Genomic DNA, 20,513 nt, shown 5'->3' with positions numbered 1-20,513 from the left:
GCGGCATAGACACGGTTTCGCTTGAAACACGTTACACCATAACATAACTGCCGAGTCATGTTGCAACGCGCTATCTCGCCGATTCGTCGGAAGCTGGACCGTGCGGGAATATTCCTGTCCGGTGCCTGCGCGGTGCATTGTCTGTTGTCGATCGTCCTGGTGTCGGGCCTCGGCCTCGGTGGCGAGTTGTTCCTCCATCCCGATATCCACCGGGTCGGCCTTGTCGTGGCGACGCTCATTGCGGGCGTCGCGATCGGCTGGGGGGCGATGCGCCACCGCGTCGCGGCCCCTTTCGTCGTCGCCATGACCGGTCTGACCTTCATGGGCGGTGCACTGGCTGTCCCGCATGGGTTCGAGGAAGCCATTCTGACCATCATCGGCGTCGCCCTGGTGTCGCTCGGTCACATCCTTAACCTGCGCCATGTGCATTCCGCCGCTTGCAAGGAGCGCTGCGGGGACTAAGTCGGGCCGCATGATTGCCCTGACCGTCAATGGCGAGACCCGCCGCACTGCCGCCGCCACCATCGCCGACCTCGTGCGCGAGCTCGACCTCGATCCAGCCAAGGTTGCGGTCGAACACAATGGCACGATTGCGCCCCGCAGCGAACTGGCCGCACATTCCATCGCGGACGGCGATACGCTGGAGATCGTGCATTTCGTAGGCGGCGGGCAGGAAGACGACATCTGGACGGTTGCCGGGCGCACGTTCGGGAGCCGCCTGATCGTCGGCACCGGAAAGTACAAGGATTTCGAACAGAACGCCGCCGCGCTCGAGGCTTCGGGCGCAGAAATCGTCACCGTGGCCGTGCGCCGCGTGAATGTCAGCGATCCCAAGGCGCCGATGCTGACCGACTATATCGATCCGAAGAAGATCACCTATCTGCCCAATACCGCCGGTTGCTTCACCGCCGACGAAGCGATTCGCACCCTGCGCCTGGCGCGCGAAGCCGGCGGCTGGGCTCTGGTGAAACTGGAAGTGCTGGGCGAAGCGCGCACGCTCTATCCCGACATGCGCGAAACGCTGGTGGCGACCGAGACGCTGGCCAGGGAAGGCTTCCTGCCGATGGTCTATTGCGTCGACGATCCGATCGCGGCGAAGCAGTTGGAAGATGCGGGCGCCGTCGCGATCATGCCGCTTGGCGCGCCGATCGGCTCGGGGCTGGGCATCCAGAACCGCGTGACGATTCGTCTGATCAAGGAAGGCGCAGGCGTGCCGGTGCTGGTCGATGCCGGTGTCGGGACCGCCTCGGATGCGGCTGTCGCCATGGAACTGGGCTGCGACGGTGTGCTGATGAATACCGCCATCGCCGAAGCGAAGGACCCGATCCGCATGGCCCGCGCGATGAAGCTGGCGGTGGAGGCGGGGCGCGACGCCTATCTTGCCGGACGCATGGCGACGCGCAAATACGCCGATCCGAGCAGCCCGCTGGCCGGATTGATCTAGCACGAAGAGGAGAGCGCGTCGTGGCCGATATGGAAATCACCCGTGAAGACGGGGAAACCAAGGGGCGCTACGTCTACCGGTCTGCCGACGGTGGCGAGGAGGCGGAACTGACTTTCTCCAAGGTCAGCCCGACGCGCATCATCGTGGATCACACCGGCGTGCCCGATTCGCTGCGCGGTCAGGGGGTCGGCCAGGCGCTCGCCTTGCGCGTGGTCGAGGATGCCCGCGCCACCGGCGTGAAGATCATTCCGCTCTGCCCGTTCTTCAAGGCACAGGCCCTGCGCCACGAGGATTGGCGCGATGTGGTAGAAATCTAGCGCGGCACACAGCTTGTTAACCATCTTGGGCGAAACTCCGCCTTGCAACAGGGGCTTGCAACAGGGGAGTGCCGTCATGGCCGTCACGGGTACCGCATCTTTGACCATCGCCGAAATGCGCGAATTTGCCAATTTTACCGCCGCCGAACAGCGCTATATCCGCCGCAGCCTCGACATCGGACTCGGCCGGTGCGACGCCTTCCGCATCTGGGGCCGCAATGCCGGCGAGAATGCCGCGATTCGCAGCCAGTACGTCGCCTACCAGGAATTGAAGGCACTGCGGCAGTCGATCCCCGAAGAGTCGGGGTTCGACGGCATCGAGGGTTTCGTCGGCAAGCTGACCCGCGTCGCGGCTTTCGACCTCGCACAAGAGCGGATCGACAGTTTCTCCGCGTTCCGTTTCCTCTACGAGCGCCTCATTTCCGCCGAAGCGCGGCCCTGGCTGCCCAGCGCCTTCTGCGCCGCCGCGGCCCTGCCCCAAATCCGGCCCGAGCGTCGCAAGATGCTGCTTCAGAGCCTTAGCGAGGCGGCCGCAACAGCCCCGGGCTGGAGCGACCGCGCGCCGAGCTTCTACCCGGAATTCATCGAAGAAGTGGCCGCCTGACCATCGCGCTTTCGCCCAGGTGCTTAAGCCGCTAGCTTGCGCAGCAATGACTCCTGCACCTGCTTCCGCGAAGCCCGGCTTTCGACCGTTCGGCCTGACGCTGTGGGCGGTGATTGCGCCCGTCCTCTCGGTCGTTGCCATCGGTGCCGGAAAGCCCGGCGGGATAGGCATGGCGCTGATTCTCGGCCTGCTGCTCGGCGCCGCGATCATGGCGGCGGTCTATCACGCCGAAATCCTCGCTCACTATCTGGGCGAACCTTTCGGGACGCTGGTTCTGGCCGTCGCAGTCACGGTGATCGAAGTGTCGCTCATCGTCTCGATCATGCTTGGCGAAGGCGCGCAGGCTCAGGCCTTGGCTCGCGATACGCTGATCGCTGCGATCATGATTACCATCAACGGTATCGTCGGGATCTGTCTCTTGGCCGGGGGGAGAATCCATCACGAGCAAAGCTACACCCAGTCCGGGGTGAGCGCCGGGCTGGCCATGCTTGCGACGCTGTCCGTGCTCACGCTGGTGCTGCCCAATTTCACCACAAGTGCTCCGGGGGCTTTCTATTCGCCCAAGCAACTCGTGTTCGTCGCCGTGGTCTCGCTACTGATCTATGCCACTTTCGTTGTGGCGCAGACGATCCGGCACAGAGATCACTTCCTCCACAACCTCGAAGAAGCCAACGATCACGCGCATGAGGAAATGGTCACCCGGCGCAAGGCGATCGCTGCCGGCGGCGCTCTGTTGGTCGCACTGGTCGGCGTGGTCTTCCTGGCGAAGAACCTGTCGCCGACGATCGAGGGCGCCGTGGCTTCGGCAGGCCTGCCCCGGGCGCTGGTCGGGATCATTATCGCGGGACTGGTCCTTGCGCCCGAAGGTTTTGCGGCATTGCGCGCTGCGCGGGCCAATCGTGTGCAGACGAGCTTGAACCTGGCGATTGGCTCTGCGTTGGCGACCATCGGACTTACGATCCCATCGGTCGCGGTGGTTGCGCTGATGCTGGGGCTCGATCTGGAACTGGGGCTGTCGATGCGCTCTGCCGTGCTACTGGCGCTGACCCTGCTGGTTGCGACATTGACCCTGTCGCGCGGCCGCACAACCGTCGTGCAGGGCGTAATCCATCTGGTGATCTTCGCGACCTATCTGTTCACCACCATAGTGCCCTAGGATCGGTAAAGCTTTTCCATCCGTTCGCCATAGCGTTCCTTGATTTTGTGGCGGCGGATTTTCATCGAGGGCGTCATTTCCTCGTTCTCGATGGTGAAGGGCTCGTCCGCGAAGGCGAACTGACGGACTTTCTCGACTACCGACAGATCCTTGTTCACCCGATCGACCGCCGCGCGCACGGCGCTGCGGTACTCCGGCAGTTCCTGCACTTGCTTGCAGTCGAACTGCTTGCCCTGCTCGCGGCACCATTCGAGCGTCCATTCGGCATCCGGGACGATCAGGCCAACGACATAGGGCTTCCTGTCGCCGGCAACCATTGCCTGGCCGATCTCGGGCTGCAATGTCAGCATGCCTTCGACCTTTTGCGGCGCGATATTGTCGCCTTTGTCGTTGACGATCATGTCCTTCTTGCGGTCCGTGATCACGATGCGGCCTTTTTCGTCGAGATGGCCGATATCGCCGGTGTGCAGCCAGCCATCCTGGATCGCGCGCGCCGTTTCGCCCTCGTTCTGCCAGTAGCCATGCATCACGAGCTCGCCGCGGCAGAGAATCTCGCCGTCCTCGGCAATCCTGATCTCTACCCCGCGCATGGCCGGGCCGACCGAATGCATGGCGATGCCCGCTGCCGGGCGGTTACAACTGATGACCGGGCCGGCTTCGGTCTGTCCATAACCTTGCAGCATGGTCAGCCCCATCGCTTCGAAAAAGATTCCGACTTCGGGGTTGAGCGGCGCCCCGCCCGACACCATCGCCTTGATCCGTCCGCCGAAACGCTTGCGGATCTTGGGCTTGAGCAACCGGCCGACAGCGAAATCCTTTACCCCGTCGCCGAACTTCTGCTCGCCCGCGGCGCGCCGCTCGCCCACTTCCAGAGCGGTATTCATGAGCTTCTCGGCAAGCCCGCCCTGCTTCTGCACCTGTTTCATGATGCGCGCGCGCAGCACCTCGAACAGGCGCGGAACGACGACCATGATGGTCGGGCGGGTTTCCTCGATATTGCTGGCGAGCTTTTCGAGGCCTTCCGAATAATAGATCTGCGCTCCCACGCCGATGGGGAGGAACTGGCCGCCGGTATGTTCGTAGGCGTGGCTCAGCGGGAGGAAGGAGAGGAAGCGCTCGTCCTGCGCGATGCCGAAATCCTCCATCAGGATTTCGGCGGCCCCGGCGACATTGCACAGGATTGCGCCATGGTGCTGCAACACCCCGCGTGGAGCCCCGCCCGTACCGCTGGTGTAGATGATGCAAGCAGTGTCGCCGCGGCCGATTCCCGCAATCCGCTCTTGCACCGCCTTGCGCGCAGCGTCGGCGTCGCCTTCGAGCATGCGGTCCCATTTGTGGAAGGAGAAGCTGCCCGATTGCTGTCGATGCAGGTCGTCGATGCCGATCACATGTTCGGCCACGCCCGTGGCCTGCAAAGCACCGTGTAGCGGTTTCAGCAGTTTTTCGGTCGAAACGATTACCGCCTTGGCGCCCGAATTGTCCAGGATATGGACGTGATCCCGTTCCGTATTGGTGATGTAGGTGGGCACCGTGATGCAGCCCGCTGCCATGATCGCAAGGTCGGCAATGCACCACTCGGGCCGGTTTTCCGCCACGAGGCAAACCCGATCGCCATCCTTCAGACCGAGCTGGCGGAGGCTTTCGGCCAGCAGGCAGACACGGTCTGCCGCAACTTGCCAGCTTATGGTCTGCCAACTCCCATCCCGTTTCGCACCGAGGAAAGGCAGGCCACCCTTCTCGTCCGCGCGCTTCAGGAAAAGTTCGACGAGATTGTTGGCGGAATCGATATCCGACAGCACGGCAGGCTCCTCAACAGTCGCTTTTATTTTACCCTGCGCGGGGACTTAGGCGCCCTCCGGCATGACGGCAAGCCGGTCTGCCAACGGGTCAGGGGGTATCGATCTGGCCCACCAGGCGCGGATCGCGCGCGCTGTGCCAGCCCGTTGTGTCGTGCAAGACGGCGCCTGCCTTGACCGGGGCTTCGCGCGCGAACACGTTTTTGTGCCCGAGCGACTGAAACGCGGCCATCTGCTCTTCCATCCAGGTGCCTTGTTCCACCATGACGCGATCGCCGAATGCCATGATGAAGGGCAGGCCGAGTATTTCTTCCGCCGACATGCCGAAGTCGATTGCGCCGATGATGCTGCGTGCAGTCTGCACCGGGATGGTGCCGCCGCCAGCGGCTCCGACGGCGAGGAATGGTTTGCCTTGCGGATCCCAGATAATCGTCGGCGACATGGAGCTTCGCGGGCGCTTCCCGCCCTCGACCCGGTTGGCAACGAGCTTGCCGTCCACCATGGGCGAGCGGCTGAAATCGGTGAGCTCGTTGTTCAGGAAAAAGCCATTGACCATCAGGCCCGATCCGAACGCGCCTTCGATGGTCGAGGTGTAGCTGATCATCGTGTTGTCGGCATCGACGACTGCGAAATGGGAGGTGCCGTGCTCTTCGGGTTCATCGCCATCGGACAGTGCCATGGATGCTCCGGCAGGAATGCCGGCCACCGCCTCGGTCAGCGTGTTGCCCTCGTCTATGAGCCGACTGCGGGTCGCGATGTAATCGGGCGCGAGCAGCCCTGCCACCGGAACCGACACGAAATCCGCATCGGCAAGGTAAAGTTCGCGGTCGGCATAGGCGAGGCGCTGCGATTCGACGAAGAGGTGCCAGACAACCGGGTTGCGCGGCCCAAGCGCCGCCAGATCGAAGCGTTCCAGCTGGCCGAGGATCTGCAACACCGCGACGCCGCCCGATGTCGGGGGGCCCATGGTGCAGATGCGATAGTCGCGATAGCTCCCGCATATGGCGTCGCGCTGTTTCGCTTCGTAAGAGGTAATGTCGTTATAGGTCATGGCGCCGGAATGCGGCGTATCGGCGGCCACGGCGGCGGCTATCTCCTGTGCGGTGTCCCCCGCATAGAAGGCCTCGGGGCCGGCACTGGCAATCGCTTCGAATGTCTTGGCCAGCCGCTCGTTCTTGATCGTTGTGCCCAGGGGCAGAGGATTGCCCTCCGCGTCGAAGAATATGCTGCGGGCTTCCGCCGAGTGCGCGGAACGGTCCTTGGCCGAGTCCAGCGAACCGCGCAGGCGCGGATTTATCTCGAACCCCTGCCGTGCCAGATCGATGGCCGGTCCGAACAGCGTCGCCCATGGCAGCTTGCCGTGGGCCGCATGGGCCTTGGCCGCGAGCGCGATATTGCCCGGTACGCCGACCGAAAGCCCGCTTCGAACCGATTCGATATACGGTGGAACCTCGCCGTTTTCGTCGAGAAACCATTCGGGCGTCGCGCCGGCCGGGGCGGTTTCCCGGCCGTCGAAAGTGCTGACCGTGCCATCGGCCTCTCCGCGGACCATGAAGCCGCCGCCGCCTATGCCCGAGCTTTGCGGTTCGACGACGGTGAGTGCTAGCATCACTGCGATGGCGGCATCGGTCGCGCTCCCCCCGCGGGCGAGCATCTCTTCGCCTGCGGCCTGGGCCCGCGGGTCTGCCGCCGAGACGGCTCCTGCCGGTGCCGACTGCGCCTGCGAAGCCGTCGACGAAAGCGGTGCATTGGCGGTGCACGAGGCCAGAGCGACGGCCAATAGCGAAGCGGAAAGTTTTCTGATCATCGGCAGGACGCTATTCGCTTCCGATCGCTTCGGCAATCGAAGTGAAGCCATCGCGTTGCATGAGCTGTTCGACCCCTCGCAGAATACGGCGTGGCAGACCCGGTCCGCCGTAAACCATCGCACTATATATCTGTATCAGGCTGGCGCCGGCGCGGATGCGTGCCCAGGCATCCTCTGCGCCGGCAATGCCGCCAACGCCGATCAAGGGAACGCGTCCGCCCGTCGCCTTGCGAAAATCGCGGAGCCGCGCTTGAGCCAGATCGCGCAACGGAGCGCCCGACAGACCGCCGGTTTCGGCTGCATGGCCGGATTTCAGCGATGGGCGCGACACGGTGGTGTTCGACACGATCAGCGCCCCCAACTGCTTTTCGATGGCGATCCGCGCAATCGCATCGATGTCGGACGGCTCGAGATCAGGCGCGACCTTGAGGAATATGGGCGGTCCGCCGCTTCCGCGCGCTTCGATGACCGCATCGAGCAGGCCGGACAGCGCGCTCTCGTCCTGCAGCGCGCGCAGGCCCGGCGTATTGGGGCTGGAGATGTTGACCGCCAGATACGAGGCGAAAGGCGCCATCGTTTGCGCCATGATCGCGTAGTCGGCGATGCGATCCGCACTGTCCTTGTTGGCGCCGATATTGATGCCGACGACGCCGTCGCGCCCCGCACGTCGTTCGAGGCGGACCCTTGCCGCATTCGCCCCGCCATTGTTGAACCCCATCCGGTTTATGACGCCCCGATCTTCGACCAGGCGGAAGAGGCGCGGCTTCGGATTTCCCGCCTGTGGCTGCGGAGTGATCGAGCCGACTTCGGCAAACCCGAAGCCGAGGCCGAGAATCTGATCGGGTACTTCCGCATCCTTGTCGAAGCCGGCCGCCATGCCGAGCGGGTTCGGGAAATGCACGCCCGCGACATCCACGGCCAGCCGCCCGGAAGTTCGCGGGCCGATACGGGGCGCGAGCGCGAGCGCCCTGATGGTAAGCCCATGGGCGGTCTCGGGATCGAGCGTGAAGAGAAACGGGCGCGCCAGGTCGAACAACATGCTGTGCGCATGCCTCGCCGCGCGCATTCTGTCGAGCCGCTACCTGCCCGTTCCGCCGGTCGCAAAAAGGTAGAACGAGGCAAGAAAAGTCACCGCATTTTCACGACTGTCGCTTGCATACAATCAATTGAAACATAGTCGGCCTAACACGTCTTTGCGACCCGAAGGGCTCGGAGCAGTTCTGCAACGAGTTCTCGACTTGAGAGGGGGGCGACCTTGGTGGGTTGCCCCCTTTTTTTGACTACTCGCGCCTTGGCTGCCCACAGTTTCTTGCCATGCCATTTGCGCATGGAGCGTATTTGGCGTATTTTTACAATTTGCTAACCAAAAAAGAAACGGAACAGGGGTTTGTCGGGTCGGATGGGAGACCGCATTTCACATTCGTTCGAGTTTGTCGCGGCGCCGCCGGATCTCGCACCATACCTGAACTCGCTCTACATCTGGCGCAGCCCGGACGCGCATCTGGACGATGTGCTGCCTGCCTATTCGGGGCAGATGGCCATCTTCGGACAAGGGGCCGGGCAAATGCAGTTCGATTCGGCACCGGTCGAGGCGGGCGACACGTTCATTCTCGCGCCGCTCTGCCAGGCGCGGCGCTTCAGCGTGAACGGCCCTGCGACCTTGCTCGGCGTATCGTTGAACTTCCGGGGATGGGCTGCCCTTTCGGGCCTGTCGGTGCACGACTATCACGACTGCTTTCTCCAGCCGGCAATGGTTCTTGGTGACGAGCTCGCCGGGGTGTTCACCGGTCTTGCCGCAAGATTTCGCGACGGCGAGCTGGACGAGAGAGGTTTGCTCGACGCCATGTCCGATATCGTCAGGCGCGGAATTTCGGTCCTGCCGAAACAGCACCTCACGGTGATCGACCGGACGCTCGAATGGCTGTCGAGTTCGTTCAAGCCGGAGCTCGAGGATCTGTACGAAAAACTGCCCTACTCCAAGCGACAGTCCCAACGGTTGGTGGCGCAGTTCTTCGGCCAGTCGCCGGTGCGCCTTGTGCGCCGCTATCGCGCGGTACGGGCGGCAACGCTCCTGTCGCTCCCGCATCTGCCCGAGGAAATCGAGGCGGAGATTCGCGAGGCATTCTACGATCAGGCGCATCTCATCAAGGAGATCCGCTTTTTCACCGGCCGCACGCCCAAGCGCCTGCAACCGGCATCCGGATTGCCGATCAGCGACATGCTCGGCCCGGACGGCTACGGTTCGGTCAGTCTGTTCGGTTCGGGCGAGGCCGAGCAACTGGGCAAGGATCCGATCGACGAATGGTAAGTGCTAACGACTCGCAACAAAGGAAAATCCGTTGAAAAGGTAGGTCCGGGCGCTTAGCTGTCCAATCGGAGCGATTTGGTCCGATTTGATATGCGCCTTTCCAATCTTGCCGACTATGCCGTGGTCACGATGAGCGCCGCCGCCCGCCATTGCGGCGGTGCGCGCACCAGCGCGGCCGAACTGGCGGCCGAAACCGGCCTACCGGTTCCCACCGTGCAGAAGCTGGTCAGCAAACTATCGGCGGCCGGACTGCTGCGTTCGACACGCGGCTCCGGCGGCGGCTTGCAGCTGGCGCGCCCGGCGGCGGCGATTACCGTGGCCGATATCGTCGAAGCGGTCGAAGGGCCGATTGCGCTGACCGCCTGTATCGAAGGCGCGGAGTGTTCGGTGGAACATGACTGCACGGTCAAACCGCACTGGCCGGTCGTCAACGAAGCGTTGCGCGGCGCGCTGGCGGCGATCCCGCTGACCCAGCTGGCCCGCACAAGAGAGATTGCATGAGCGAGAATATCGACATCCAAGACCGCGAAGCGAAGGAAGCCGCCGAAAAGGCCGCCGAATACGAACATGGCTGGTCGGCGGAAATCGAAACCGAATTCGCCGAAAAGGGCCTGAGCGAAGACACGGTCCGGTTTATCAGCGCCAAGAAGGGCGAGCCCGAATGGATGCTCGACTGGCGCTTGAAGGCGTTTCGCCTGTGGCAGGAGATGGAGGAGCCCGACTGGGCCAAGCTCGGCTATCCCGCGATCGATTATCAGGACGCATATTATTATGCCGCGCCCAAGAAGAAGGAAAAGCTCGCCTCGCTCGACGAGCTCGATCCCGAGATCAAGGCGGTCTACGACAAGCTCGGCATTCCCGTGGCGGAGCAGGAAGTGCTCGCCGGGGTGGAGGGCGCGCGCAAGGTCGCGGTCGATGCCGTGTTCGATTCGGTCAGTGTCGCCACCACTTTCCGCGAAGAGCTGAAGAAGGCGGGCGTCATCTTCCTCTCGATCAGCGAGGCGGTGAAGGAATATCCCGAGCTGGTGAAGAAGTGGCTCGGCAAGGTCGTCCCGCAGCACGACAATTTCTTCGCCACGCTCAACAGCGCCGTCTTTTCGGACGGCACCTTCGTCTATGTGCCCGAAGGCGTGCGCTGCCCGATGGAACTCAGCACCTATTTCCGCATCAATGCCGAGAATACCGGCCAGTTCGAACGCACGCTGATCGTCGCCGAAAAGGGCTCCTATGTCAGCTACCTCGAAGGCTGCACCGCGCCGATGCGCGACGAGAACCAGCTCCACGCCGCCGTCGTGGAACTGGTCGCGCTGGAAGATGCCGAAATCAAATATTCGACCGTGCAGAACTGGTATCCCGGCAATGCCGAGGGCAAGGGCGGGATCTACAATTTCGTCACCAAGCGCGGCCTGTGTCAGGGCGCCCGCAGCAAGATTTCCTGGACGCAGGTCGAAACCGGCAGCGCGGTGACGTGGAAATACCCGTCCTGCGTGCTCAATGGAGAGGACAGCGTGGGCGAGTTCTACTCGGTCGCGGTCACTAACAACTATCAGCAGGCCGATACCGGCACCAAGATGATCCACAATGGCAAGGGCAGCCGCTCGACCATCATCTCCAAGGGCATATCGGCGGGCAAGTCGAACAACACCTATCGCGGGCTGGTGCGCGTGGCCGCCAATGCCGACGGCGTCCGCAATCGCACCGAATGCGATTCGCTGCTGATCGGCGACCGGTGCGGCGCGCACACCGTGCCCTATATCGAGGTGAAGAATCCGAGTGCCCAGATCGAGCACGAGGCGACCACCAGCAAGATCAGCGACGACCAGCTCTTCTACGCCATGCAACGCGGCCTCGACGACGAGGAAGCCATGGCGCTGATCGTAAATGGCTTCGCCAAGGATGTGCTGAAAGAGCTGCCGATGGAGTTTGCCGTCGAGGCGCAGAAGCTGCTGGCGATCAGCTTAGAAGGGAGTGTGGGGTGATGCGCGCCGTATTTTTTCGAGTTTCGGTCCTAGCCTATATTCTGCTGTGCGGAATTTGCTTCATCCATTTCACAGTTGGTGAAGCGTACTTCGACCCATCGATGGAGTGGGCCCCACAAGATCGCGCCTGGCTCATCGCTTCGCAATGGGCCGCTCTACTAGTTCCGATCCTAGGCGGTGGATTACTCTATTGGGTTTCCGGACGAGAAGAATGACTGACCGCAAAACCCTCCAGCTGCCCGATCCGTCCGAGGTCGACGAAGCGCCCGCCATCAAGAAGCGCGGGCGCGGGTGGGAAATCTCGGAGAAGCGGCTCGATGCGATCCATGAGCGGGCGCGCTATCTGCGGCGGCACTCGACCGCGGCGCACAAGGCGCTCGCGGCGCGCTTCGCCAGGGAAGATTTCGGGAAGTACAAGTTCACCCGGCACACGGTGGTCGGCTCCGCGATCCTCGATTTCGTGTCGCACCCGCTCGGCCTCGCCATCGCGATCGACGAAGAAGATCAGAACGACACTCTCGCCAGGCGCCGCGACAAGAGCCTCGCCAGCGTCGGCATCGAGGTGTTCCGCATTCCCGCCGCGACGATCCTCGCAGATGTCGAGGCCGCCATGCAGCCGATCTTCGCCGCGATGAATGCGCGCTACCGCGAAAAGGAAACCGCGCGCCGCGCGCACCAGTCGAAATACGGATCGACGCCGCGCCGTCCCGGCCGCGCCCCCCGTCGCGACGACACCCGTGGAGGTCCACGAGACCGCCGATGACGCGCGCCTGCCCCTCTCCCGTCATCCCGGACTTGATCCGGGATAGTGCTTTTTTTGCCGATGCTGCGCCCAAAGCAGCGCCGGCCCCGGATCAGGTCCGGGGCGACGACAATATGGAAATCGCCTGATGCTGAAAATCGACAATCTCCACGCCGAAATCGATGGCAAGACCATCCTCAACGGCCTTTCGCTCACCGTTCCCGCGGGCGAGGTCCATGCCATCATGGGCCCCAATGGCGCGGGCAAGTCGACGCTCGCCTATGTGCTCGGCGGTCGGCCGGGTTACGAGGTGACGCAGGGTTCGGTCGAATTCAACGGTATCGACCTGCTCGACATGGAACCGCACGAACGCGCCGCTGCGGGCCTCTTCCTCGGCTTCCAGTATCCGGTCGAAATTCCCGGCGTCTCCAACCTCCAGTTCCTGCGCGAGGCGCTCAATTCGCAGCGCAAGGCGCGGGGCGAGGAGCCATTGACCGGCGGCGAATTTCTCAAGCTGGCCAAGGACAAGGCGGCGCTGCTCAAGCTCGACCCGGACATGCTCAAGCGCCACGTCAATGTCGGCTTCTCCGGCGGCGAAAAGAAGCGCGCCGAGATGGTCCAGATGGGCATACTGAACCCGCGCTTCGCCGTGCTGGACGAGACCGATAGCGGGCTGGACATCGATGCCTTGCGCGTGGTCGGCGAGGGGATCAACGCCATCATGCGCGCGCCCGACAAAGGCGTGTTGCTGATCACCCACTACCAGCGCCTGCTCGAAGTGGTGAAGCCCGATCGCGTCTCGATCCTCAGCCGGGGCCGCATCGTCAAGACCGGCGGGCCGGAGCTGGCGGTCGAGCTCGAAAACGAAGGCTACGACGCGGTGATGGCCCCAGAGACGGCCAATGCCTGAGGCAGCGGAACTTCCCACAAGGCGCGAAGAGGCCTGGCGCTATTCCGCAGTCGAGCGGCTGCAGGGCGAGGCGCTGGACCGCTGGCGCACGATCGACATCGCGGCGGGCGAGAGTGTTCGTGAAACGCTCGTGATCGCGGATGGCGATGGCAGCAGGCCGACCGAATTGCATCGCTGGCGGGTCACCATAGGCGAAGGCGCGACCTGCGAGCTGTTCGCCGTGCTCGCCTCGGCCGAATATGCGCGGCTCGAAATCGAAGTCACGCTGAAGCGAGGCGCACATTTCGAGTTCGGCGGCATAACCGTGGGCGGGCGCGACACCGTCCGCGAATTCGTCACCCGCACGATCCACGCCGAACCGGAAGCGACCAGCAACCAGACCGTCCGCAGCGTCCACTGGGGCCATGGTACGGGCAATTTCCTCGGCAATATCGATGTCGTGCGCGATGCGCAGAAGACCGATGCGGCGCAGGATTTCAAGGGCCTGCTGCTCGAAAAGGGCGCGAGCGTGAATGCCGTGCCGCAGCTCGAAATCTTCGCCGACGACGTGAAATGCGCCCACGGCGCCAGCGTCGGCCAGCTCGACGAGACGGCGCGCTTCTACATGGCGGCGCGCGGCCTGTCGCCCGAACTCGCCCGCCGCCTGCTGGTGCAGGCCTTCCTGGGCGATGCGCTGGTCGGCCTGGAAGACGACGCGCAGCGCGAAGAATTGATGCAGGTCGCGCTCGACAAGGTGGACAGGTACCTGTGAGCGACACCGCCACCCTCTCGCGCAAGGCCGATTTTCCTGGCCTCGTCACGGCCGATGGCGGGCCGTGGCACTATCTCGACACGGCCGCCTCGGCGCAGAAGCCGCAGGCGGTGATCGATGCGATGACTCGTGCGCTGGGCCGGGATTACGCCACCGTCCATCGCGGCGTCTATGGCCGCAGCGCGCAGATGACGCTCGGCTACGAGGCCGCCCGCCGCCGCGTCGCGGACTTCATCGGGGCGAAGAGCGAGAACGAGGTGGTCTTCGTGCGCGGCGCGACCGAGGCGATCAATCTCGTCGCCGCAAGCTGGGGCATGGCCAATATCGGCGCGGGCGACCGGATCGTGTTGTCGACGCTCGAGCATCACTCCAACATCGTCCCATGGCAGATGCTGGCCGAGCATACCGGGGCGCAGATCGATGTCTGTCCGCTGACCGGGGATGGGCGGATCGACCTCGGCGCGCTCGAAGCGCTGCTGACCCCGCGCACGAAGCTGGTTTCGCTGGCGCATGTCTCGAACGTTCTCGGAAGCGTGCTCGATGCGCGTGCGGCGGCGGAACTCGCCCATTCGGTCGGTGCGAAGCTGATGCTCGACGGGTGCCAGGCGGCGCCGCGCATGGCGCTCGACATGGCGGCAATCGATTGCGATTTCTACGCGTTCTCGGGCCACAAGATCTACGGACCGACCGGCATCGGCGTGCTGTGGGCGCGCGAGGAAATCCTCGATGCCATGCCGCCCTATCAGGGCGGCGGATCGATGATCGACAGGGTCACCTTCGCAAAGACCACCTATGCCCCGCCGCCGCAGCGGTTCGAGGCGGGCACGCCGATGATCACGGAGGCGATCGCGTTGCATGCGGCGATCGATTATCTGGCCGATTATGGTGTCGATCGAGCGTATGATCACGAACGAAATCTCGCCCGAACGCTGCGCGAAGCCCTGTCCGGCCTCAATTCGGTCCGCCTGTTCGGGCCGGAAGACAGTGTCGGGATCGTCAGTTTCGCGATGGAGGGGGTTCACCCGCACGATCTCGGCACCATATTGGACGAAGAGAATGTCGCGATCCGGGCCGGGCATCATTGTGCGCAGCCGCTGATGGACCATCTCGGCGTCCCTGCCACCGCCCGGGCCAGCTTCGGGCTGTATTCGGACGAGAGCGACATCGCCGCCTTGTTGCGCGGCATCGAACGTACCCAGAGGATCTTCGGATGAGCGAAGAAACGAATACCGACACCGATTTCATCGCCGCGCCTTCGCCGGCCGACGCTGCGGCTGCCAAGCCGCGGCGCGCGCGAGTGGAAGATGCCGTGGATGCGGACGAGACCCCGCGCGAGACGATGGAGCGCAAGCGCGACTATCTCGAAGGCTTCCTGCAGAAGAAGCCGGACAACGTGCCCGCAGGCGCGCCCGGCGGCGATCTGTACGAGGCGGTGATCGCCGCGCTCAAGGAAATCTACGATCCGGAAATCCCGGTGAACATCTACGATCTCGGCCTGATCTACGGCGTCGAGGTCGACGACGAGAGCGACGTGACCGTCACCATGACGCTGACGACGCCGCATTGCCCGGTCGCCGAAACCATGCCGGGCGAAGTCGAACTGCGCGCCGCCAGCGTGCCCGGCGTGCGCGATGCCGAAGTCAATCTCGTCTGGGACCCGCCCTGGGGCCCGGACAAGATGACCGACGAGGCGCGCCTCGAACTGGGAATGCTCTGATGACCGAGACCACGACCCGTCCCGCCCCCAAGGCCGCCGTCATCCTGACGAAGGCCGCCGAACAGCGCGTCGCCGACCTCATGGCGAAGGCGCCCGAGGACGCGATCGGCGTGAAGCTGTCCACCCCGCGCCGCGGCTGTTCGGGCCTCGCCTATTCGGTCGACTATGTTGCCGAGGAAGCGAAGTTCGACGAGAAGATCAAAACGCCCGGCGGCGTGTTCTACATCGACGGTGCCAGCGTGCTCTACCTGATCGGCAGCACGATGGACTGGGTCGAGGACGATTTCACCGCCGGCTTCGTGTTCGAAAACCCCAACGCCAAGGGCGCCTGCGGCTGCGGCGAGAGCTTCATGGTATGATGCACGGATGAGCTTCTACGAACGGCTGCTGAGGAAGGCGCGCCGCGCCGCGGCCAACCGCCGCCAAGACCGGGAGGCGATGATGCGACGGCTCGGACGCGAGCCCAGGAAGCCCCGCAGGAAACCTCCCGAAGCAGGAATTGCGGTACCTGCCATTCCGCCGCAGGGTCCATTGCCCAAGCTCGGCGGAGCCGAAGCCCCGCTCGAATTCGACTAACTCACTTCCCCGCGAGGAAATCGAGCAGCGCTTTCTCGTAGGCGTCGATCCGGCCGTTCACCGCGAATTTGGCGTTGAGCCATTCGTTCTCGCTGGCGGTCAATTCATGCGCGGCTGCGACGTGCTCTTCGCGGGCCGGGCCTGCATCCTTGCGGCCGAAGACGATCCCGAACGCGTTCGGGGCGGAAACCGCCATCTTGCCGAGGAACCCGCCCACGCCCGACGCAGTGTCGTTCATGAAGGCCTGCAATTCGCTCGCCCGTTCGCGGCTGATCTGGGCGTTCTCGCTGCTATAGCCCTGCAGATAATTGGCGACGCCCTGCACGAAGAGCTGCTTCCACTCCGGCGCATTGTCGGCGTCCAGCGTCGCATCCTTGAGGCGGAAGAGCATGTCGGCTTCCTTGCGGCCCACCGCGGCCGGGCGCTCGCTGGCGGGCGCGAAGATCGCGCGGCGCAGCAGCCTGGCCTCGGTCGCATTGACGTTGCCCGCTTCCAGCGCGCCGCCGTCGCGCGTCGGGCCGGTGCCTTCGAGCACGGCCAGTTCGATCTGCGAGATCGCGCAATCCTTGAGCGCCCCGGGCACGTTCTGCGCACGCTCGAACACGCGGATCAGCAGTTCGAGTTCGGCCATCGAACCCAGCACCCCATCGGCATCGATCTGCGCCATCAGCCAGGCGGCATTCTCGCTGTCGACATAGCCGGTCGGCGCACGCTGGTTGACGACATATTCGCCCAGCGCCTCGACGAAGAAGTCGACCCATTCGGCGCTCTGCGATGTGAGCGCGCGATTGAGGGCGAAGATCGCCTCCGCCTCGGTCTGCGAAATACGCCCGTCGGGCCATGCCTCGCGCCGGAGGGCGAGCACGTCCTCGCCCGATATCGCGCCGTCCGCGCCGACTTTCTTGGCCAACTCGCCGAAATGTACGCTCATCAGGTCCGAACCCTCGTAAAATTCAGGTCCGGAGAACCTATCGCGGTTTGCTTAAGACGGGGTTAGCGCCGCAGCGCCCGGACGCAGGCGGCACGGTCGACATCGACACCGTCGCTCGCCCGCCGCGCATCGACATAGGTGGCGCTGGGCTCGCCGCGCGGTTCGAGCGGGTAGAGATAGATGTCGAGCACGCAGGCCTCGCCCACGAATTGCAGCTTCCTGGCATCGCCCTCCTTCACATTGAGCCGGGGCGCACCGAACAGATTGGCGAGCGCCGTCTCGTTCCGGCCGATCACGCTCTCCAGGCCCGGCATGTTCATGATGCGCGGCGCGCGGAAGGCCTGCGTGGTCGGAGCGGGGCGCACCTGCTGCGGCGGAGGCGCGGCGGAAGGCCGCGACGGCGCGGGGCCGGACGGGGAAGGCACGGCCGCGCAGGCGCCGAGCAGCGGCAGCAGGAACAGGGCAAGTTTACGCATGGGGTACTTTCTCTCGGGCGCGGTGGACCATGTGGGTCGCGGCGGCAGCGCCTATTATCGGGGCGATCAGATTGACGAAAGGGATTGCGAGCAGGGCCACCACCGCCCCGCCGAGCAGGACGCGGTTCAGGCCGCCCATGGGGGCGATCTCGGCCCTGTCGCTGCGGTGTCTCAGCCAGACCATGTCGCGCAATTCGCGGCCGACAAGGAAGGCGTTGACCGCCCAGAACACCGCCGCCGCGCCAATCCCGGTGACCAGCAGCAGCCCTGCGATCGGCAGCGCCGCGGCATTGGCCAGCACGGTGCGCAGGAGCGAACGCAGCGCATTGCCGACCTCCTCGGCCAAGGGAATATCGCGGACGGTATGCGCGGCGTGCGGATAATGCTTCGTCTCCACCGCACGCACCACGTCCTCGGCAAAGAACTGCAGCACGAACAGCGCGACCACGCGGAACAGGAACCAGCCGGCGAACACCGTGACGAGGGCGGCGACGAAGCCGCTGATTTCCGCGCTGAATGCGACGCCTGCGGATATGAGGTAGTTGTACAGCCCGGCCAGCAGCACGCCGCCGAGCACCACGAAAATCGCCAGCGTCGTCAGCGCGGTCTTGAGCAGCACCGCGATGATGGCCGGATCGCCGAGCTGGCGCAGCGACAGGGCAAATGCGGCAGGCAGCGAAATCATGCAGCCGGGGGATGCGCGCGCACTGCGCCCAAGTCAACGCCGCCCTTGGCCTTGCGGCGACGAACGGCTAACGGCGCCCGACATACCGAAAACCCTACCCGGAGTATCCATGACCGAACCCCGCTACGACGTCGTCGCCATCGGCAATGCCATCGTCGACGTGATGGCCCCCTGCACGGACGAGCTGATCGACGAGCTCGACCTGAACAAGGGCGGCATGACGCTGGTCGACGAAGACGGTGCGCGGCGGCTCTACGAAGCGATGGGTCCGGCACGCGAAATCTCGGGCGGTTCGGCGGCCAATACGCTGGCGGGCATGAGCGCGCTGGGCGCGCAATGCGCGTTCGTCGGCCAGGTGGCGCAGGATCAGTTGGGCGATGTGTTCACGCACGATATCCGCGCGGTCGGCATCGATTTCGATACGCCCTCGCGCGAAGGCCAGCCTGCGACCGCGCGCTGCCTGATCTTCGTGACGCCCGATGGCGAGCGGACGATGAACACCTTCCTCGGCGCCAGCCAGTTCCTGCCGCCCGCCGCGCTCGACGACGAGCTGATCGCCAGCGCGGGCATCCTCTATCTCGAAGGCTATCTGTGGGACCCGGAAGAGCCGCGCAGCGCGATGCGCCGGGCGATCGGGGTGGCGCGCAAGGCCGGGCGCAAGGTCGCCTTCACCGCCTCGGAAAGCTTCGTGATCGAACGCCACGGCGACGATTTCCGCGCGCTGATCGAGGAAGGGCAGATCGACATCCTCTTCGTCAACGAAACCGAACTGGCGACGCTGACGGGCGAGAGCGATTTCGAAGCGAGCCTCGCTGCGCTGGACGGCAAGGTCCCGGTCCTCGTCGCCACCCGCAGCGCCAGGGGTGCGGTCGGCATCGCCGGCGGCCAGCGCGCCGAAGTCGCCGCCGAGCCGGTCGAGAAGGTGGTCGACACGACCGGCGCAGGCGACCTCTTCGCCGCCGGCTTCCTGACGGGCCACGCGCGGGGCGAAAGCCTCGAAACCTGCCTGCGCATGGGCGCGATCTGCGCCGCCGAAATCATCTCCCACTACGGCGCACGGAGCGAGGCCGATCTGAAAGCGCTGATGGCCGAGAAGTTGGGGTGAACCATCGCGATGGGGACCGATAACGGCCCCCGGCTCAGTCGCCACCCCCGCCCCGAGCCGGGGCCCGGCTTTTTCTTGCGAAGTCGCGCTGTGTCTCAGTTAAGATGTCGCCTTCAAGAGTATGTGTTATTTGAGGTGCGGCACCAGAAAATTCTGCTAGTTCTTTGGTGATGTTCCTCACCTCGCAGATCGACCGCCTCGAAGGCTTCTTTCTCGCGCAATTTGAAGAAGATGGCGACCGCTGCCTTTATCGAAAACATGGGCGAGGGGCGCCGATACCGGTGACGCCCCAGGAGAAGGAAGATTTCCGACTTCAGTATCGCCGCGCGACGCGATCGATGTTCTGGCTTACCATTGCGCTGACCATTGTTGCGATCGCTCTGGCATTCTGGATCACGCCCGAGTTTCTGGACGAGGGACCGGGTATATTCGTCATTTCAATGGCAACAATCCTCGCAATCGCTGTGCTCAGCGTGCGCAATACTACCGCGCCAGCGAGAACTCTTGGAACGCGTCTTTCAATAGGACCGCCCCTGACAAATCGCGAGGTTCGTGCCAAACACTTTGCCAGCACCAGCTGGGCGCTGCTTGGATCGATATTCTTTATCTCGACTACCGTTTGTGGGTACCTGCTCTGGAGCGCGCAGTTCACAGCCATAGAAGATTACTTCTGGGCGGCTGGCAGTGCCATGATTGCGGTGATCGGCGCACGCGCTTTGTGGCTGAAGTATTCACTCGGGGTGTAGCATGGCGCGAACGGTCTGATGGGCCGACGCCGCTATCACCTTTGCCACCCCCGCTCAGCCTGAGCTTGTCGAAGGCCACGCACTACCGCCTGCTCCGAGCGCCATCACCCCTGCCGGTTACGCGACAGCGCCGAGATTCTCTCCCAATCTCCGGCGATGAGCGCCTGTTTCTTCGCCCGGCTCCATCCCTTGATCTGCCGCTCGGCGTCGAAAGCCTCGTCGCGAGTGGGAAAGTCCTGAGACCATTCGAGCGATACGGGGCGCCGCTTTGCCGTGTAACCGCCCAGCGCACCGGAGTGGTGCTGCGCCATCCGGTCGTCCAGGTCTTCGGTGTGCCCCGCGTAATAGCTGCCGTCATTGCAGCGCAGGAGATAGGTGAAGAAGGCCATTTCCTGCCGCTAACCTCGGTGGATGGCCTTCGACAAGCTCAGGCTGAGCGGAGCTGGGTACCGGGGGCGGCGGA

Annotated in this window: 24 protein-coding genes; 17 read left to right on the top strand and 7 right to left on the bottom strand. The window is 64.1% G+C overall.

The window, feature by feature from the left end; all coding sequences use genetic code 11:
* Positions 1-57: 57 nt before the first annotated feature.
* The 5 genes from K3174_RS06665 to K3174_RS06645 all read left to right on the top strand — a co-directional run bounded on the left by K3174_RS06665 (position 58) and on the right by K3174_RS06645 (position 3,521).
* Positions 58-462, top strand: a complete 405-nt coding sequence (locus K3174_RS06665; RefSeq protein ID WP_221557114.1) for a MerC domain-containing protein — start codon at positions 58-60, stop codon at positions 460-462.
* A gap of 10 nt (positions 463-472) precedes the next feature.
* On the top strand, positions 473-1,444 hold the full coding sequence (thiS, locus tag K3174_RS06660; RefSeq protein ID WP_221557111.1) for a sulfur carrier protein ThiS: 972 nt from the start codon (positions 473-475) through the stop codon (positions 1,442-1,444).
* A gap of 29 nt (positions 1,445-1,473) precedes the next feature.
* Entirely contained in the window at positions 1,474-1,761 is a 288-nt protein-coding gene (locus K3174_RS06655) for a GNAT family N-acetyltransferase (RefSeq protein WP_221557629.1), read from the top strand.
* Between the two features lie 76 nt (positions 1,762-1,837).
* Positions 1,838-2,365: a hypothetical protein gene (locus K3174_RS06650; RefSeq protein WP_221557109.1), complete on the top strand. Its 528-nt coding sequence runs from the start codon at positions 1,838-1,840 to the stop codon at positions 2,363-2,365.
* A gap of 46 nt (positions 2,366-2,411) precedes the next feature.
* Positions 2,412-3,521 carry a calcium:cation antiporter gene (locus K3174_RS06645; protein WP_221557107.1) on the top strand — a complete coding sequence of 370 codons (1,110 nt, stop codon included), beginning with the start codon at positions 2,412-2,414 and terminating at the stop codon, positions 3,519-3,521.
* Here K3174_RS06645 and K3174_RS06640 read toward each other — a convergent pair.
* The 3 genes from K3174_RS06640 to K3174_RS06630 all read right to left on the bottom strand — a co-directional run bounded on the left by K3174_RS06640 (position 3,518) and on the right by K3174_RS06630 (position 8,163).
* Entirely contained in the window at positions 3,518-5,320 is a 1,803-nt protein-coding gene (locus K3174_RS06640; protein ID WP_221557105.1) for an AMP-dependent synthetase/ligase, read from the bottom strand. The two genes, K3174_RS06645 and K3174_RS06640, sit on opposite strands and share 4 nt — an antisense overlap.
* Before the next feature lie 88 nt (positions 5,321-5,408).
* Positions 5,409-7,124, bottom strand: a complete 1,716-nt coding sequence (ggt, locus tag K3174_RS06635) for a gamma-glutamyltransferase (protein ID WP_221557103.1) — start codon at positions 7,122-7,124, stop codon at positions 5,409-5,411.
* 10 nt (positions 7,125-7,134) lie between these two features.
* Complete coding sequence (locus tag K3174_RS06630; protein WP_221557101.1) at positions 7,135-8,163, bottom strand: quinone-dependent dihydroorotate dehydrogenase; 1,029 nt, start codon at positions 8,161-8,163, stop codon at positions 7,135-7,137.
* Between the two features lie 360 nt (positions 8,164-8,523).
* Here K3174_RS06630 and K3174_RS06625 point away from each other — a divergent pair, with 360 nt between their 5' ends.
* The 10 genes from K3174_RS06625 (at position 8,524) to K3174_RS06580 (ending at position 16,107) form a co-directional block, all read left to right on the top strand.
* Positions 8,524-9,432 (top strand): helix-turn-helix transcriptional regulator, encoded by a 909-nt coding sequence (locus tag K3174_RS06625; RefSeq protein WP_221557092.1) that lies wholly within the window; start codon positions 8,524-8,526, stop codon positions 9,430-9,432.
* Between the two features lie 90 nt (positions 9,433-9,522).
* Entirely contained in the window at positions 9,523-9,933 is a 411-nt protein-coding gene (locus K3174_RS06620) for an SUF system Fe-S cluster assembly regulator (protein ID WP_221557090.1), read from the top strand.
* Positions 9,930-11,411: a Fe-S cluster assembly protein SufB gene (gene sufB, locus K3174_RS06615; RefSeq protein WP_221557089.1), complete on the top strand. Its 1,482-nt coding sequence runs from the start codon at positions 9,930-9,932 to the stop codon at positions 11,409-11,411. Before K3174_RS06620 ends, sufB begins: the two co-directional genes overlap by 4 nt.
* A 211-nt stretch (positions 11,412-11,622) precedes the next feature.
* Positions 11,623-12,174 carry a DUF559 domain-containing protein gene (locus K3174_RS06610; protein WP_221557087.1) on the top strand — a complete coding sequence of 184 codons (552 nt, stop codon included), beginning with the start codon at positions 11,623-11,625 and terminating at the stop codon, positions 12,172-12,174.
* Between the two features lie 127 nt (positions 12,175-12,301).
* Positions 12,302-13,063 (top strand): Fe-S cluster assembly ATPase SufC, encoded by a 762-nt coding sequence (sufC, locus tag K3174_RS06605; protein WP_221557085.1) that lies wholly within the window; start codon positions 12,302-12,304, stop codon positions 13,061-13,063.
* A complete protein-coding gene (locus tag K3174_RS06600; RefSeq protein ID WP_221557083.1) occupies positions 13,056-13,814 on the top strand; it encodes a SufD family Fe-S cluster assembly protein in 759 nt (252 codons plus the stop codon). Before sufC ends, K3174_RS06600 begins: the two co-directional genes overlap by 8 nt.
* Positions 13,811-15,028: a cysteine desulfurase gene (locus K3174_RS06595; protein WP_221557074.1), complete on the top strand. Its 1,218-nt coding sequence runs from the start codon at positions 13,811-13,813 to the stop codon at positions 15,026-15,028. Before K3174_RS06600 ends, K3174_RS06595 begins: the two co-directional genes overlap by 4 nt.
* Positions 15,025-15,531 carry an SUF system Fe-S cluster assembly protein gene (locus K3174_RS06590; protein WP_221557072.1) on the top strand — a complete coding sequence of 169 codons (507 nt, stop codon included), beginning with the start codon at positions 15,025-15,027 and terminating at the stop codon, positions 15,529-15,531. Before K3174_RS06595 ends, K3174_RS06590 begins: the two co-directional genes overlap by 4 nt.
* The gene (locus K3174_RS06585) at positions 15,531-15,890 is read left to right on the top strand and encodes a HesB/IscA family protein (RefSeq protein ID WP_221557070.1); all 360 of its coding nucleotides are present in this window, start codon (positions 15,531-15,533) and stop codon (positions 15,888-15,890) included. Before K3174_RS06590 ends, K3174_RS06585 begins: the two co-directional genes overlap by 1 nt.
* A gap of 7 nt (positions 15,891-15,897) precedes the next feature.
* Entirely contained in the window at positions 15,898-16,107 is a 210-nt protein-coding gene (locus tag K3174_RS06580) for a hypothetical protein (RefSeq protein ID WP_221557068.1), read from the top strand.
* A 1-nt stretch (position 16,108) separates the two neighbouring features.
* Here K3174_RS06580 and K3174_RS06575 read toward each other — a convergent pair whose 3' ends face one another.
* The 3 genes from K3174_RS06575 to K3174_RS06565 all read right to left on the bottom strand — a co-directional run bounded on the left by K3174_RS06575 (position 16,109) and on the right by K3174_RS06565 (position 18,199).
* Positions 16,109-17,038, bottom strand: a complete 930-nt coding sequence (locus K3174_RS06575; RefSeq protein WP_221557066.1) for a hypothetical protein — start codon at positions 17,036-17,038, stop codon at positions 16,109-16,111.
* A 62-nt stretch (positions 17,039-17,100) separates the two neighbouring features.
* On the bottom strand, positions 17,101-17,514 hold the full coding sequence (locus tag K3174_RS06570) for a hypothetical protein (protein ID WP_221557064.1): 414 nt from the start codon (positions 17,512-17,514) through the stop codon (positions 17,101-17,103).
* Entirely contained in the window at positions 17,507-18,199 is a 693-nt protein-coding gene (locus K3174_RS06565; RefSeq protein ID WP_221557062.1) for an EI24 domain-containing protein, read from the bottom strand. The genes K3174_RS06570 and K3174_RS06565 overlap by 8 nt, the downstream gene beginning before the upstream one ends.
* Before the next feature lie 109 nt (positions 18,200-18,308).
* Between K3174_RS06565 and K3174_RS06560 the strand changes: the two genes are divergently transcribed.
* Both K3174_RS06560 and K3174_RS06555 read left to right on the top strand, forming a co-directional pair.
* On the top strand, positions 18,309-19,304 hold the full coding sequence (locus tag K3174_RS06560; protein ID WP_221557060.1) for an adenosine kinase: 996 nt from the start codon (positions 18,309-18,311) through the stop codon (positions 19,302-19,304).
* 164 nt (positions 19,305-19,468) lie between these two features.
* Complete coding sequence (locus tag K3174_RS06555) at positions 19,469-20,050, top strand: hypothetical protein (protein ID WP_221557058.1); 582 nt, start codon at positions 19,469-19,471, stop codon at positions 20,048-20,050.
* 104 nt (positions 20,051-20,154) lie between these two features.
* On the opposite strand, the gene K3174_RS06550 is transcribed toward K3174_RS06555, so the two are convergent.
* On the bottom strand, positions 20,155-20,439 hold the full coding sequence (locus K3174_RS06550; RefSeq protein WP_221557055.1) for a GIY-YIG nuclease family protein: 285 nt from the start codon (positions 20,437-20,439) through the stop codon (positions 20,155-20,157).
* Positions 20,440-20,513 lie beyond the last annotated feature (74 nt).

Origin of the sequence: Qipengyuania qiaonensis (assembly GCF_019711515.1) — a bacterium.
Classification (GTDB): Bacteria; Pseudomonadota; Alphaproteobacteria; order Sphingomonadales; family Sphingomonadaceae; genus Qipengyuania; species Qipengyuania qiaonensis.
This window is presented reverse-complemented; position numbering and strand designations above follow the sequence as displayed.